Raw genomic sequence first — 13,538 nt, forward strand, 5'->3', positions numbered from 1 at the left:
AAGCCCCTCCCCCTTGTGGGGAGGGGTTGGGGAGGGGATTATCCCTTATGCCGCGATGAACTCGTTCCAGCGGCGGACCATGTAGCGGTCTTCGTCCATGACCGAGTTCCAGCATGCGACCTTGCCCATGCGTTCCTCGAAGGAGCCGCCGTCGCGGATGGCGCCGGCCTTTTCCATGACCTTGCCTTCCGGCGAGAGGATGTCGCCAGCGGCGGCCTTGCCCTCGATCCAGTAGCCCCACTCGTCGGCGGTCATGAAGCCCTTTGCGGTTTCCATGCAGGCCGAATAGTAGCCCTGACGGTTGAGGTAACCGCCGACCCAGCCGGACGTGTACCAGTTGATGTATTCATAGGCTGCATCGAGCTGCGCGCCGCTGAGGTGCGAGGCAAGACCGAGACCGCCGCCCCACGAGCGGTAGCCTTCCTTGAGCGGCTGGTACTTGCAGGCGATGCCCTTGGAGCGGACGGCGGCGACGGCCGGCGACCACATGGACTGGATCACGACTTCGCCCGAGGCCATCAGGTTGACCGACTCGTCGAAGGACTTCCAGAAGGCGCGGAACTGGCCGTCCTGCTTGGCCTTGATGAGGAAGTCGATCGTCTTGTCGATCTCTTCCTTGGTCATGTTGCCCTTGTCGGCATACGTGATGTTGCCCATCGCTTCCATGATCATGGCGGCGTCCATGATGCCGATGGAGGGGATGTTGAGGATCGCGGTCTTGCCCTTGAAGGCCGGGTCCATGATGTCAGCCCACGTGGTGATCTCGCGGCCGACGAGGTCGGGGCGGATGCCCAGCGTATCGGCATTGTAGATCGTCGGCATCATGGTGAAGTATTCGGTTTCGGCCTTGGCGAAGGTCTTGTCGCCGGGCTTTTCGACATAGCCGACCGTGTGCGGCGCCGTACCCTGGGCGATGACGCTGTCGGGCAGCAGCTTGCCGTTCTTGAACAGCGGAACGACCTTGTCGTAATACTTCAGCTTCTTGGTTTCCATCGGCTGGATCACGCCGGTCGGATAGACCTTCTTCAGGATCCAGTATTCGATATCGGCGATGTCGTAGGAGTTCGGCTGGGTCACGGCGCGCTGGGCGGCGGCGTCCGAATCCGTTGCCGTCATTTCGAGCGTGATGCCGAGGTCCTTCTTGCACTGTTCTGCGATGGCGTTGATGTTCGAAACGCCGGTGCCGAACTGGCGCAGCGTGATGTTCGACTGTGCCCAGATGGTCGGGAAGCCGGTGATGACGCCGGAGCCGGCGGCGAGGCCGGCGGCGGCCGCGCCGGTCTTCAAGAGATTGCGGCGGGTCATTCCGCCGGTTTCAGTCTTGGTCTTCTCAGTCATGGCCCAGTTCTCCTCTGAGGTTTTGGTTGGTTGTGCTTGGCTTATCCGGTCAGTGCTGCAGGCGGCCGAGCACGATGGCATCCTCCGCCGGCCAGGAAAGCGGCACCGCATCTCCCACCTTGACGGGGTTTGCGAAGAAATCCGCATCGCTGACGATGGCCGTGAAGTCCTCGATGCCCGCGCCGGAAAGCGAAAGCTTCACGGACGAGCCGCGATATTCGATATTCGAGACGATGCCGGTGAAGCCGAGGCCGTCGGCGAATTCCTGCCCGATGCGCACCCGGTCGGTGCGGACGGCGATATCGGCGGGCGCGCCGGTTTCATGGGACGGTCCCCTTGCAGCGAAACGTCCGCCGCCGATGACTTCGATCATCGGGCCAGCCTCGCCGGATGTGGCGATCCTGCCCGAAATCACGTTGTGGTCGCCCATAAAACGGGCAACGAAGGCTGTCGCGGGGCGTTCGAACACAGTGCGCGGATGGGCGGCCTGTTCGATGCGGCCCTCGTTCATCACCACGATCAGGTCGGCAAGCGCCATGGCTTCCTCCTGGCTGTGGGTGACATGGATGAAGCTGATGCCGAGTGTCGTCTGCAGCTTCTTCAGCTCAGCGCGCATGCGGATCTTGAGGAAGGGATCGAGCGCCGAAAGCGGTTCGTCGAGAAGCAGCGCTTCCGGCTTGGTGATCAGCGCGCGGGCAAGCGCCACGCGCTGCTGCTGGCCGCCCGAGAGCTGCGCCGGCCGGCGAGTGGCATAGGGCTCGAGCTGCATCAGCTTCAGCATTTCCAGCGCTTCGCGCTGGCGGGCCTCTTTCTCGACACCTTTCATCTTCAGGCTGAAGGCGACGTTGTCGACGAGGTCGAGATGCGGGAACAGCGCATAGGACTGGAACATCATCGCCGTGCCGCGCTTTGCCGGCGGAAGATCGGTGACATTGGCGTTGCCGAGCAGGATGTCTCCGCTCGAAACGCTTTCATGACCGGCGATCATTCGGAGCGTGGACGTCTTTCCGCAGCCCGAAGGACCGAGCAGGCAGCAATAGGTGCCAGCCGGAATTTTCAGGCTGATCGCATGCACTGCGGTGGTCGTTCCGTATACCTTGGAGACTGCGGCAATATCGATCTCTGCGGCTTTCGTCATGATTTACCCCTCTGCATGCGAATTACAGATGCATGAGCCGTGCCAGTTTGCAGTTTGCCGTCTAAGTGTCTGGAATCGCGTGCGTGTCCTTGGGTTGTGCCGGAAGGTTATGCGCCTTCGATCAGTGTATGCATAAAAAAGATGCGATTGTGTTCTATCTATAGATGAAATTGTCGACAATCATTTTGCTTAATCAGCGCCAGCTTTCTGTTCCCATTGCATCGCATTGACGATAAAAAGGCCGCATGCGCAAAGAAGACATGTCGCCCGCTCCCGGAACCCAGAGCCTGATCGATCCCAATCAGGAGGATCGCGCACGCGCCATTCGCGATCAGTTGCGCGATGCCATCGTCGACCGGCGCCTGGCGCCCGGCACGAAGCTTTCAGAGGCGGAAGTCGGCACGCTGTTCGATGTCAGCCGCACCGTGGTTCGCTATGCGCTGCAGATGCTCGCCTTCGAGGGACTGGTGCGCACCGAACGCAATCGCGGCGCCTTCGTCTCCAATCCTTCGCCGGAAGAGGCCATGCAGGTCTTCGCCTCGCGCCGGCTGATCGAACCCGGCATTGTCGCCGCCGCCGCCGAGCGGATCACCGCTGCCGATATCGCCGGTTTTCGTGAGCAGCTGAAGGAAGAGGAACGCTTTCGCAGCGAACGGGGCGCGAGCGCCCGTCGCGCCGAGATCAAGGCCTCTGGCGATTTCCACCTGATGCTCGCCAGGGTCGCCGGCAACGCCATTCTCGAAAAGTTCATGGACGAACTCGTCGCCCGCTCCTCGCTGGTGATCGCGCTTTATGGCCGCACCGGTGTTTCGAGCTGTGGCCATGACGAGCATGGCGAAATCCTCGATGCGCTGGAGAACAAGGATGTGGCCCGCGCCACCGAATGCATGCTCCACCACATCGCCCATATCGAGGCCGACCTCGACCTTCGCATCGGCGAGGCGCTGACGCTGAAGGACGCGCTCAATCTGTGAGGCGGAATCCGGGTCCGCTTTTAAGGTTCGAAACGAGAAAAGCCCGCCGGGATCTCCCGGCGGGCTTTTATGTCTGGATCCTGTGAGCCTTATGCCCGAAGGCTGCCGCCGGTGGTCTTTTCGACGTTGCCGACGATCTTCTTCGTCAGGGCGTCGAAATCCTCGTCGGTGAGCGTCTTGTCGACCGGCTGGATCAGAACCTCGATGGCGACGGATTTCCGTCCCTCGCCGACGGAAGCGCCCTCGAAGATATCGAAGACGTTGACGCCGGTGATCAGCTTGCGGTCGGCGCTGCCGGCGGCCTTGATGATCGCGCCGGCCTCGACGGCCTTGTCGACCACGAAGGCGAAGTCGCGCCTGACCATCTGGAACGGCGAGAGATCGAGCGCCGGCTTGGTGCGGGTCGCCTTCTTCTTCGGTTCCGGAAGGGCATCGACGAAGACCTCGAAGCCGCAGAGCGCGCCGGAGACATCGAGCGCTTCGAGCGTCTTCGGGTGGAACTCGCCGAAGTAGCCGAGGATCACCTTCGGGCCGGCCTTGATCGTGCCGGAACGGCCCGGATGGTACCATGCCGGAGCGCCGGCCTCGATCTGCACATTGCCCATCGGCAGGCCGCAGGCTTCAAGCACGGCGAGCGCGTCGGCCTTGGCGTCGAAGACGTCGACCGGCTTGCCGCCACCCTTGGAGGCGTTCGACCACATGCGGCCGGCACCGGCGAGCGAGGCCGTGCCGCGGCGGATACCACCAGCGACGCGGCGCTGGCCTTCCGGTGTATCGGCTTCATAGGTGCCGGACACCTCGAAGATCGCCACATCGCCAAAGCCGCGGTCGGCATTGCGCTGGGCGGCCGAGAGCAGCCCGGGCAGCAGCGAAGGCCGCATGTCCGACATGTCGGCGGCGATCGGGTTGGCGAGCTTGAGCGCGGGGCTGCCGCCGCCGAAGAGCTTTGCCTGATCCTCGGAAATGAACGACCAGGTAACGGCTTCCATCATGCCGCGCGCGGCAAGCGTGCGCTTGGCGGTGCGGGTGCGGATCTGCAGTGTCGTCAGGATGCGGCCGTTGACGGAGCCGGTCGGCGCCAGCGGTTCCGGCTTGATTTTGTCGACGCCATGCACGCGCATGACTTCTTCCACCAGATCGGCCTTGCCGTCGACATCCGGACGCCAGGACGGAACCGAAACCTTGACCTGCTCGCCTTCGCCGATCACCTCAAAGCCGAGACCGGTGAGGATGGTGCGAGCCTCCTGGTTGGAGACGGTGAGGCCGGTTAGGCGCTTTACTTCCGAGAACGGGAAGTCGACGATCTTGCGGACATGGCCCTGGTAGCCGGTGACCTTGGAGGCTGCCGCGGTACCGCCGCACATCGACAGCACCAGTTCGGTGGTGCGTTCGAGGCCGGGCACCATGTATTCCGGATCGACGCCACGCTCGAAACGGTATCGCGCATCGGTGATGATGCCCTGCGAGCGGCCGGTCTTGGCGATGTTGATCGGATCCCAGAGCGCCGACTCGATCAGCACGTTGACGGTGTTCTCGTCGCAGCCGGAATGCTCGCCGCCCATGATGCCGCCGATCGATTCCGGACCGTTGTCGTCGGAGATGATGACGTTCGAGGGATTGAGCTTGTAGGTGCGGGTGTCGAGAGCGAGGATTTCCTCGCCTTCGCGCGCGCGGCGCACGACGAGCGTACCCTTGACCTTGTCGGCGTCGAAGACGTGCATCGGACGGCCCTGGTCGAAGGTCATGTAGTTGGTGACATCGACCAGCGCCGAGATCGGGCGCAGGCCGATGGCGAGCAGCCGCTGCTGCATCCACTTCGGGCTCGGGCCGTTCTTCACGCCGCGCACCAGCCGGTAGGCGAAGCCGGGGCACAGACGCTCGTCGTCCAGCACGATCTTCACGTCATGCGGCGTTTCGCCATCGACCTTGAAGTCGGGCGCCTTCGGCTGCTTCAGCGTGCCGAGGCCGGAAGCGGCGAGGTCGCGTGCAATCCCGAAGACCGAGGTGCAATCCGGACGGTTCGGCGTCAGGTTGATCTCGATGACGGGATCGTCGAGGCCGGCATAGGACGCGAACGAGGTGCCGACCGGGGCATCCTCGGGCAGGTCGATGATGCCGTCATGATTGTCGGAAATGTTGAGCTCCTTTTCGGAGCACATCATGCCGTGGCTTTCGACGCCGCGGATCTTGCCGACCGAAAGCGTGACGTCGATGCCGGGAACATAGGTTCCGGGACGTGCCAGCGCACCGACGAGGCCGGCGCGGGCATTCGGCGCACCGCAGACGATCTGCACCGGCTTGCCGTCCCCGGCATCGACGACCAGAACCTTCAGCCGGTCTGCTTCCGGATGCTTCTCGGCGGAGAGCACTTTGGCGATGACGAAGGGCTTGTAGGCGGCCTTGTCATCGACATCCTCGACTTCGAGGCCGATTGCGGTCAGTCGCTCGCAGATTTCGTCGAGCGTGGCATCGGTTTCCAGATGGTCCTTCAGCCAGGAGAGTGTGAATTTCATGATTTTCTTTCCTTAAACAGAAGGCTTGTTGCGAGCAGTCGGCTGTCTGCCTCATTCAACCCGTCGATGAGATCAACTGCCACACGGGCCTGATCCATTAGATCTTTAACTTCGTTCTCCGGAAACAGATTGCTGTCCGGGGGCAGGTAATCGGCGCGATGCCGTTCCTGCTGCAGTTTTATAATAAGCGAAGCGATATCCTTGAATCGCTCATGTTCCTTCAACGGTTGTTGCAGGAATGCATTTCGAAGCTGACCATGATCCAGAGCCCGGTACACCCGCAGGACTTCGTCGTCACTCCGTGGCTTTGGAAGCAGGGATTTTACGCACAGAGCGGCCAAGGCATGAAAGGCTGCATAATAAGCCGCGCTAACGGCTCTTCTTCGGTAGGCAGCACTATTGGGCTTCTGCCTGATCAGATCGTCTGCGGACTGCAGCAGGCGTTGTACCATGGAGGCGCCGGGCATGGTTAGAACGTGTCCTCGTCTTCATCTCCAGCCGTTGCGACCACCGCAGGGCCGGGCGCACTCAGGAATACGATCCGCTCATCATTTCCAGCGCGTAGTGCGTCATGAATGCGGCCCAGTATCTTGACCAGTTCCCTTGCGGGCACCGCTTCTTTAACGTCCGCGCGGACACGGATGATCGGCTCGCCGTCAAAAGTCTCGTCCTCTTTGATCGAGGCCCTGTTGAAGCCATAGTCCTTGAAGGCGTCGCTCAACAAAGGCGTTACGATCTTGTCGATCTGTTCAGGCGCCAAGTACACGGCACGAAGACTTGCCATCACACCCACCTTCCCATGTGGAATCCATCAGGAACGATACTCCATAACCCTCACGCGCTCAAACCGCCGAACAGGGTCGGCACGTCGAGCGGGCGGAAGCCGTAATGGCTCATCCAGCGCACGTCGGCGTTGAAGAAGTCTCTGAGGTCCGGCATGCCGTATTTCAGCATGGCGATGCGGTCGAGGCCCATGCCCCAGGCAAAGCCCTGGTACTCGTCCGGATCGAGACCGCCGGCGCGCAGCACGTTCGGATGAACCATGCCGCAGCCGAGGATTTCCATCCAGTCGGTGCCTTCGCCGAACTTGACGATCGGGCCGGAGGAGCGGTCGCACTGGATGTCGACCTCGAAGCTCGGCTCCGTGAAGGGGAAGAAGGACGGGCGGAAGCGCATCACCACCTTGTCGACCTCGAAGAAGGCCTTGCAGAACTCCTCGAGAACCCAGCGCAGGTGGCCGACATTGGCGGTCTTGTCGATGACGAGGCCCTCGACCTGATGGAACATCGGCGAATGGGTGGCGTCACTGTCCTGACGATAGGTCTTGCCGGGAATGACGATGCGGATCGGCGGCTTCTGCGCTTCCATGGTGCGCACCTGCACCGGCGAGGTATGGGTGCGCAGAACCTTGCGCTCGCCGTTCTCGTCGGGCGACAGGAAGAAGGTGTCGTGCATCTCGCGGGCCGGATGACCCTCGGGGAAATTCAGTGCCGTGAAGTTGTAGTAGTCGGTCTCGATATCCGGACCTTCGGCGATGGAGAAGCCCATGTCGGCGAAGATGGCGGTGATCTCGTCGACGATCTGGCTGATCGGATGGATGCGGCCGCGTTCGGCGGGAGAGGACCGCACCGGCAGGCTGACATCGACGGTCTCCGCCTTCAGGCGGGCATTGATCGCGGCGTCGCGCAGCTCGCTCTTGCGGGCGGTGATCTTCTCGGTCAGCTCGTTCTTCAGCGCGTTGATTGCGGCACCGCGCGTCTGGCGTTCTTCCGGCGTCATGCTACCCAGCGTCTTCAGCAGTTCGGAAACCGAACCCTTCTTGCCGAGCGCGGCAACGCGCACTGCCTCGATCGCGGCTTCGTCTTCGGCGGCCGTAACATCCGAAAGAAGCGCTATTTTCAGACTGTCGAGATCGGACATCTTGTCTTTCCTGCCCTGGTTCCTCTGCCGAGCCTGACGTCCCGGCGTGACGATGATATGAAAAAACCCGCGCCAGCCCTGCCAGCGCGGGTTTCCCAATCGGATTGTGCAATGAGCTTGGGAAGCGCTGGCTTACTTGACCGCGCTTTCAAACTCGTTGGCCGTACCCTTTTCCTTGAGGTAGGCAAGTGCCTTCTTGGAAGCTTCGACGAGGGCGCCGAAAGCTGCAGGCTCATGGATGGCCATGTCGGACAGAACCTTGCGGTCGACTTCGATGCCGGCCTTGTTGAGGCCGTCGATGAAGCGGCCATAGGTCAGGCCGAATTCGCGGACGGCAGCGTTGATACGCTGGATCCACAGGGCGCGGAAGTTACGCTTGTTGACCTTGCGGTCGCGGTAGGCGAACTGCTTGGAACGATCGACGGCAGCCTTTGCTGCGCGGATCGTGTTCTTGCGGCGGCCGTAGAAGCCCTTGGCTGCCTTCAATACCTTCTTGTGCTTGGCGTGGGCGGTAACGCCGCGTTTTACGCGTGCCATGTCATGATCTCCTTAAAACTTGGTCCAGTTGGGCGGAAGGTCTCAGAGACCGTTCGGCAGGTAGTTCTTGATAACCTTCTTGCCGTCAGCTTCGGCGAGGATCATCGTACCGCGAGCATCGCGGATGAACTTGTTGGACCGCTTGATCATGCCGTGGCGCTTACCGGCAGCCGCAGCGACAACCTTGCCAGTTGCGGTGATCTTGAACCGCTTCTTGGCCGAGGACTTCGTCTTCATCTTGGGCATTTTGCTACTCCATTGTTTTTGTGAAAGACCAGCCGACGAAAGCCGGTTTTCAAGCATTAGAAACGGCCACGGCATGCCCTGCCGGACCGTTCGGACGGGCGCTTATAACCGCGAAGGGAAAAAAGCGCAACGGGGGTCGATACAATCTCTGAAAATGCGAATGCCGCCCCCGTGGAGCGGCATTGGTGAAATCACCCGAACGCGCGATGGAGCTCACTTCGGAGCGAGCACCATCATCATCTGGCGTCCTTCGAGCTTGGGCTCGGCTTCGACCTTGGCAATCGTCACGGTGTCTTCCTTGACCTGCATCAGGAGCTTCATGCCGAGTTCCTGGTGAGCCATCTCGCGGCCACGAAACTTCAGGGTCACCTTAACCTTGTCGCCCTCTTCGAAGAAACGCGCCATCGACTTCATCTTCACCTCATAGTCATGGGTGTCGATGTTCGGGCGCATCTTGATTTCTTTGACTTCGACGATCTTCTGCTTCTTGCGCGCTTCCGCCGCCTTCTTCTGGTTGGCGTATTTCAGCTTGCCAAGGTCGAGGATCTTGCAGACCGGCGGCTCGGCATTGGGCGAGATCTCGACGAGGTCGAGACCCGCTTCTTCCGCCATCTTCAGCGCCTGATCCGTCGGCACAACACCGAGATTCACGCCTTCTTCATTGATCAACTGAACTTTGGGAATCCTGATTTCCCGGTTGGAGCGCGGCCCATCCTTGACGGGGGCGTCGGCTTTGAAAGGTCTGCGAATGGTCGTATTCTCCTCGAACTGTTCCGGATAGCCGCAACGTCCTCGCTGCGCTGGAATCTGGTGCGCAGGCAAAATGGCGATTGCGGATTTTATGTCAATAGCATGCCTGTCATAGAAAATCACCTGTTGTCCGTTCATTCGCGAGTGTGTTTTACAGGCCGCAGCGTCGCACCACGTGGGCGGGGACGCGGGCAACAAGGAGAACGGGCATGGCCGAGGGTGAAAACGGGATCGTCGCGACGCATCTGACGGTGGGTGAGGGGGATGATTCCCGGCTGATCGCCATGCTGTTGCGCCCTGCCGCCGGAAATGCTTCCCCTTCAATGCCGGCGCTTGTCTGGCTCGGCGGCTACCGCTCCGACATGACCGGTACCAAGGCGATCGAACTCGACGCGCTCGCAGCCGAAAACGGCCTTGCAGCGATCCGCTTCGATTATTCCGGCCACGGGGCTTCGGGCGGCGAATTCCGCAAGGGTACGATAAGCCGCTGGACGCAGGAAGCTCTGGCCGTGCTGGAGCATGTCGCGCCCGAAAGTGTGGTTCTTGTCGGCTCCTCCATGGGTGGCTGGATCGCGATCCGGGTGATTCAGGAACTGAAGAGGCTCGGTCGGGGACCTAAGATCAAGGGGCTCGTGCTGATCGCGCCGGCACCGGATTTCACCATCGATCTCATCGAGCCGAATCTCTCGGAAGCCGAGCGCACGTCTCTTTCCGAGCGCGGCTATTTTGAGGAGCCTTCCGAATACAGCCCGGAACCGAACATCTTTACCCGTGCCCTGATCGAGGACGGTCGGAAAAATCAGGTGCTGAAAGGCATCATCGAGACCGGGTGCCCGGTGCATATCCTCCAGGGCATGGCCGATCCCGACGTGCCCTACAAGCACGCGCTGAAGCTGATGGAATTCCTGCCGGCTGACGACGTGGTGCTGACGCTGGTGCAGGGCGGCGACCACAGGCTTTCACGGCCCGAGGACATCGCCCGAATGAAGGCGGCGGTCGTCGCCATGTTGCCGGCGTGATGACGTCCGGGCCCTCTGTCCCGGATCTGTCGCATTTTAACCATAGTTGACAAATCCCTAACGCGCATGGCGTCGCGGTAATTGACTCGTAACCCTTCTGAACCTTAACGTTTTGTTAACGAATGAAGGGACGAGTTCATGATGAACGGTTCGAACGCGCTTGCCGCGCTGGTGGTTTCGCTGGCGGTCATGGCGCCAGCCAGCACGGCCTTGACGGCGCCGAAGACCCAGTTGTCCATGCAGACGGGCAATGTCACGTCCCAGCCGATCGGCCATTATGAATTCTGCCGCGATCACCGCGACGAATGCAGCATTCGCACCAGGTCGGGCTCGTCTGCACGCGTGACCGCCCACGGCTGGGAGGTCGTGCGCGACATCAATCTGTCCGTGAACACGACGATCGCGCCGATGACCGATATGGAGATCTACGGTCGCGAGGAAGTCTGGGCCTATCCCGTCGACGCCGGCGATTGCGAGGATTTCGTTCTCCTCAAGCGCCGCAAGCTCATGGACGCCGGCTTCTCTCCCGCCGACCTGCTGATCACCGTCGTGCGCAAGCCCGACGGCGAGGGGCATGCCGTCCTGACGCTGCGCACGGCCCAGGGCGACTTCATTCTCGACAACCTCGTCGATGAAGTGAAGCTCTGGACCGACACGCCCTATACCTACCTGAAGCGTCAGGCGAGCTTCGATACGGGCCGCTGGGTCACCATCGAGAACGGCACCACCGACGTCATGGTTGGCGCTCTGAAGTAAGTGCGCTCATAGAGCATGATCCGACAGGAGCGAAGCGAGGATCGACAAGATTATGCTTCAAAAGGAATTTGTTGGAGCGCCGATCTGACGCAGTCGGATCGAGACGCGCTCCCGGCGGGAGCAATGCTCCCGCTATCCCCTGGCAAATGAAAGCGGCAGGCCTTCGAACGGCTTGATCTCCTTCAGCACGAAAGTCGTCTGCATTTCCTTGATGCGCGGCAGGCGGCGCACCACTGTCATGGCGAAATCCGCATAGGTGTCGAGGTCGGGCGAGACGACCTGCAGCAGGAAATCCGCGTCGCCCGCAATGCTGTAGCAGGCCACGACCTCCTTGAGCTTCGAGACGCTGGCCGAAAATTCTTCCGCTTCCTGTTCGCTGTGGCTGTCGATCTTGACGCGGATGAAGGCGAGTACGCCGAGGCCGATCTTCTTGCGGTCCAGTTCGGCGCGATAGCCCTTGATAACGCCGGTCTCTTCCAGTTGCCGCACACGCCGCCAGCATGGTGAGGTGGAGAGGCCGACCTCCTCCGATAACGTCTGGTTGGTCATCCGTCCGTCGGTTTGTAACGCCTCCAATATCCTGACATCGACTGCTTCAAGGGGATCGTTCGGCATGATCTACCTCCGTGTATCCACGTATCGGTAAATTCTACCCAGATACAGATAAAGTCTGCAATAAAAGGCAGGAAATTTCCGGCGGGCGGCACTAGTTTTGCCCGAGAATCCAATGCCGGAGCAGAAATGACCGAAGATCTTCGTCTCGCCATCGTCGTCAACCCCGAACTGCCTCAGGGCTTTCTCGCCAACACTGTCGGAGCAATCGCGATAGGGATTGGTGCGAAGCTGCCTGAGCTGGCGGCGCGCCAGCTTGTGGACGGACAAGGGCGCCGGATCGACGTCAGTTCGACATTACCCGTGCTGATCCTTCAGGCGGATGATGAGGCCCTGCGGCGGCTGATGCTGAAGGCGCTGGATGGGGCCGGTCCGGCAGGTGCTGTTGTTCCCTTCCCGGCTTTCGCCCGTGCCCTGCACGTCTATGCCGACTACGAGGCATCCATGCCGGAGAGGGATCTTGGCGAGGAAAAGATCGACGGCCTCGGTATTGTCGGGCCGTCGAAATGGGTGAAGTCGCTGACGGGGGCGTTGAAGTTGCTGCGGTGAGGGGGCGTGTCTGACGGGTGGTCGGGATCAGGATACGCCCGGCCACTCGCTTTGGGCTCGTGGCGTTCGTCGTTGAAATCGATTCACTGGATCGATTTCTCCGGCTGCGCCGGATCACTCCTCACCCATTCCCGATCAGGATGCCGGCGGCGAGCACCAGCGACCCGCCGAACACCACCTGTAGCACCGCGCGCAGGAACGGCGTTTCCATGTAGCGGTTCTGGATGAAGGCGATGGCCCAGAGCTCGAAGAACACCACCACTGCCGCAGTCAGCGTCGCCGTCCAGAAATGCGGGATGAGATAAGGCAGCGCGTGGCCGAGGCCGCCAAGTGCGGTCATGATGCCGGAAGCAAAGCCGCGCTTGATCGGCGAGCCGCGACCGGAGATCTTGCCGTCGTCATGGGCCGCTTCGGTAAAGCCCATGGAAATGCCGGCGCCGACGGAAGCCGAGAGGCCGACCAGGAAGGTCTGCCAGGTATCGCCGGTGGCAAAGGCCGCTGCGAAGATCGGTGCGAGCGTCGAGACCGAGCCATCCATCAGGCCGGCAAGGCCCGGCTGGACATAGGTCAGGATGAATTGGCGTCGCGCCGTTTCGTTCTCTTCTGCCTTGACCTCGCCGGGCACATGTTTTTCGCCAAGCTTGGCCGCAATTTCCTCGTGACCCTGTTCGGCCAGTGCAAGATCGCCAAGCAGCTTGCGTGTCGACGCATCGCTCGTCCGCTTTTCCGCCTCGACATAGAAGCGATAGGCGCCTTCCTCCATCTTGCCGGCTTCCGCACGGATCTGCTCCAGCGACTGGTTGGCGCGCAGCCAGTCCGGCTTGCGCTCGTAGAAGCCAGTCACATGCTCTCGCCGGATCAGCGGAATGCGCTCGCCGAAGCGCTGGCGATGCATGTCGATCAGCATGTTGCGATGGGTCTGCTCCACCTCAGCCATGTCCTCGAAGACCTTAGCCGACTGCGGATATTGCGCCCGAAGTTGATCGGCATAGGCAAGATAGATGCGCGCGTCATCCTCCTCCGACGATATCGCCAGCGCCAGGATTTCCTGCTCGCTGAGACTGTCGAAGGAACGCTTGGCCATCGAAAACAGGCTGCGGAACATGAATGGAAAACTCCAATATTTAGAATTATTCTAAAATAAACATTCGCCCCATCGCTGGTCAAGGGCTGGCTGGTGGGCCAA

General features: G+C 61.1%; 15 protein-coding genes. 4 read left to right on the forward strand and 11 right to left on the reverse strand.

The window, feature by feature from the left end:
* Nucleotides 1-45: 45 nt before the first annotated feature.
* On the reverse strand, nucleotides 46-1,338 hold the full coding sequence (locus H4I99_RS10795) for an ABC transporter substrate-binding protein (protein WP_163902899.1): 1,293 nt from the start codon (nucleotides 1,336-1,338) through the stop codon (nucleotides 46-48).
* Between the two features lie 49 nt (nucleotides 1,339-1,387).
* A complete protein-coding gene (locus tag H4I99_RS10800) occupies nucleotides 1,388-2,476 on the reverse strand; it encodes an ABC transporter ATP-binding protein (protein WP_163902901.1) in 1,089 nt (362 codons plus the stop codon).
* A gap of 245 nt (nucleotides 2,477-2,721) precedes the next feature.
* Between H4I99_RS10800 and H4I99_RS10805 the strand changes: the two genes are divergently transcribed.
* Nucleotides 2,722-3,450 (forward strand): GntR family transcriptional regulator, encoded by a 729-nt coding sequence (locus H4I99_RS10805; RefSeq protein ID WP_244625030.1) that lies wholly within the window; start codon nucleotides 2,722-2,724, stop codon nucleotides 3,448-3,450.
* An 89-nt stretch (nucleotides 3,451-3,539) separates the two neighbouring features.
* Here H4I99_RS10805 and pheT read toward each other — a convergent pair whose 3' ends face one another.
* From pheT to infC, 7 genes are all read right to left on the reverse strand, one after another.
* Nucleotides 3,540-5,963 (reverse strand): phenylalanine--tRNA ligase subunit beta, encoded by a 2,424-nt coding sequence (gene pheT / locus H4I99_RS10810; RefSeq protein ID WP_163902903.1) that lies wholly within the window; start codon nucleotides 5,961-5,963, stop codon nucleotides 3,540-3,542.
* Complete coding sequence (locus H4I99_RS10815) at nucleotides 5,960-6,430, reverse strand: HEPN domain-containing protein (protein WP_163902905.1); 471 nt, start codon at nucleotides 6,428-6,430, stop codon at nucleotides 5,960-5,962. The genes pheT and H4I99_RS10815 overlap by 4 nt, the downstream gene beginning before the upstream one ends.
* Nucleotides 6,431-6,432: 2 nt before the next feature.
* Nucleotides 6,433-6,747 (reverse strand): hypothetical protein, encoded by a 315-nt coding sequence (locus tag H4I99_RS10820; RefSeq protein WP_163902907.1) that lies wholly within the window; start codon nucleotides 6,745-6,747, stop codon nucleotides 6,433-6,435.
* 50 nt (nucleotides 6,748-6,797) lie between these two features.
* Nucleotides 6,798-7,883 carry a phenylalanine--tRNA ligase subunit alpha gene (pheS, locus tag H4I99_RS10825; RefSeq protein WP_112827575.1) on the reverse strand — a complete coding sequence of 362 codons (1,086 nt, stop codon included), beginning with the start codon at nucleotides 7,881-7,883 and terminating at the stop codon, nucleotides 6,798-6,800.
* Between the two features lie 132 nt (nucleotides 7,884-8,015).
* On the reverse strand, nucleotides 8,016-8,420 hold the full coding sequence (rplT, locus tag H4I99_RS10830; RefSeq protein WP_099056272.1) for a 50S ribosomal protein L20: 405 nt from the start codon (nucleotides 8,418-8,420) through the stop codon (nucleotides 8,016-8,018).
* Nucleotides 8,421-8,462: 42 nt separating this feature from the next.
* Nucleotides 8,463-8,666 (reverse strand): 50S ribosomal protein L35, encoded by a 204-nt coding sequence (gene rpmI, locus H4I99_RS10835; RefSeq protein ID WP_099056273.1) that lies wholly within the window; start codon nucleotides 8,664-8,666, stop codon nucleotides 8,463-8,465.
* 213 nt (nucleotides 8,667-8,879) lie between these two features.
* Complete coding sequence (infC, locus tag H4I99_RS10840; protein WP_163906029.1) at nucleotides 8,880-9,416, reverse strand: translation initiation factor IF-3; 537 nt, start codon at nucleotides 9,414-9,416, stop codon at nucleotides 8,880-8,882.
* Nucleotides 9,417-9,625: 209 nt separating this feature from the next.
* Here infC and H4I99_RS10845 point away from each other — a divergent pair, with 209 nt between their 5' ends.
* Both H4I99_RS10845 and H4I99_RS10850 read left to right on the forward strand, forming a co-directional pair.
* A complete protein-coding gene (locus H4I99_RS10845) occupies nucleotides 9,626-10,435 on the forward strand; it encodes an alpha/beta hydrolase (protein ID WP_163902909.1) in 810 nt (269 codons plus the stop codon).
* A gap of 138 nt (nucleotides 10,436-10,573) precedes the next feature.
* Nucleotides 10,574-11,191 carry a transglutaminase-like cysteine peptidase gene (locus tag H4I99_RS10850; RefSeq protein WP_163902911.1) on the forward strand — a complete coding sequence of 206 codons (618 nt, stop codon included), beginning with the start codon at nucleotides 10,574-10,576 and terminating at the stop codon, nucleotides 11,189-11,191.
* Nucleotides 11,192-11,323: 132 nt separating this feature from the next.
* Here the strand turns inward: H4I99_RS10850 and H4I99_RS10855 are convergent, their stop codons facing one another.
* Nucleotides 11,324-11,806, reverse strand: coding sequence for an Lrp/AsnC family transcriptional regulator (locus H4I99_RS10855; RefSeq protein ID WP_163902913.1), 483 nt, complete (start codon nucleotides 11,804-11,806; stop codon nucleotides 11,324-11,326).
* Nucleotides 11,807-11,932: 126 nt separating this feature from the next.
* On the opposite strand from H4I99_RS10855, the gene H4I99_RS10860 reads away from it, so the two are divergent.
* Entirely contained in the window at nucleotides 11,933-12,352 is a 420-nt protein-coding gene (locus tag H4I99_RS10860) for a PTH2-like family protein (RefSeq protein WP_163902915.1), read from the forward strand.
* A 121-nt stretch (nucleotides 12,353-12,473) separates the two neighbouring features.
* Here the strand turns inward: H4I99_RS10860 and mbfA are convergent, their stop codons facing one another.
* Entirely contained in the window at nucleotides 12,474-13,457 is a 984-nt protein-coding gene (gene mbfA / locus H4I99_RS10865; protein ID WP_163902917.1) for an iron exporter MbfA, read from the reverse strand.
* Nucleotides 13,458-13,538: the final 81 nt, after the last annotated feature.

This window comes from Paenirhizobium daejeonense (assembly GCF_014280875.1).
GTDB lineage: Bacteria > Pseudomonadota > Alphaproteobacteria > Rhizobiales > Rhizobiaceae > Allorhizobium > Allorhizobium daejeonense.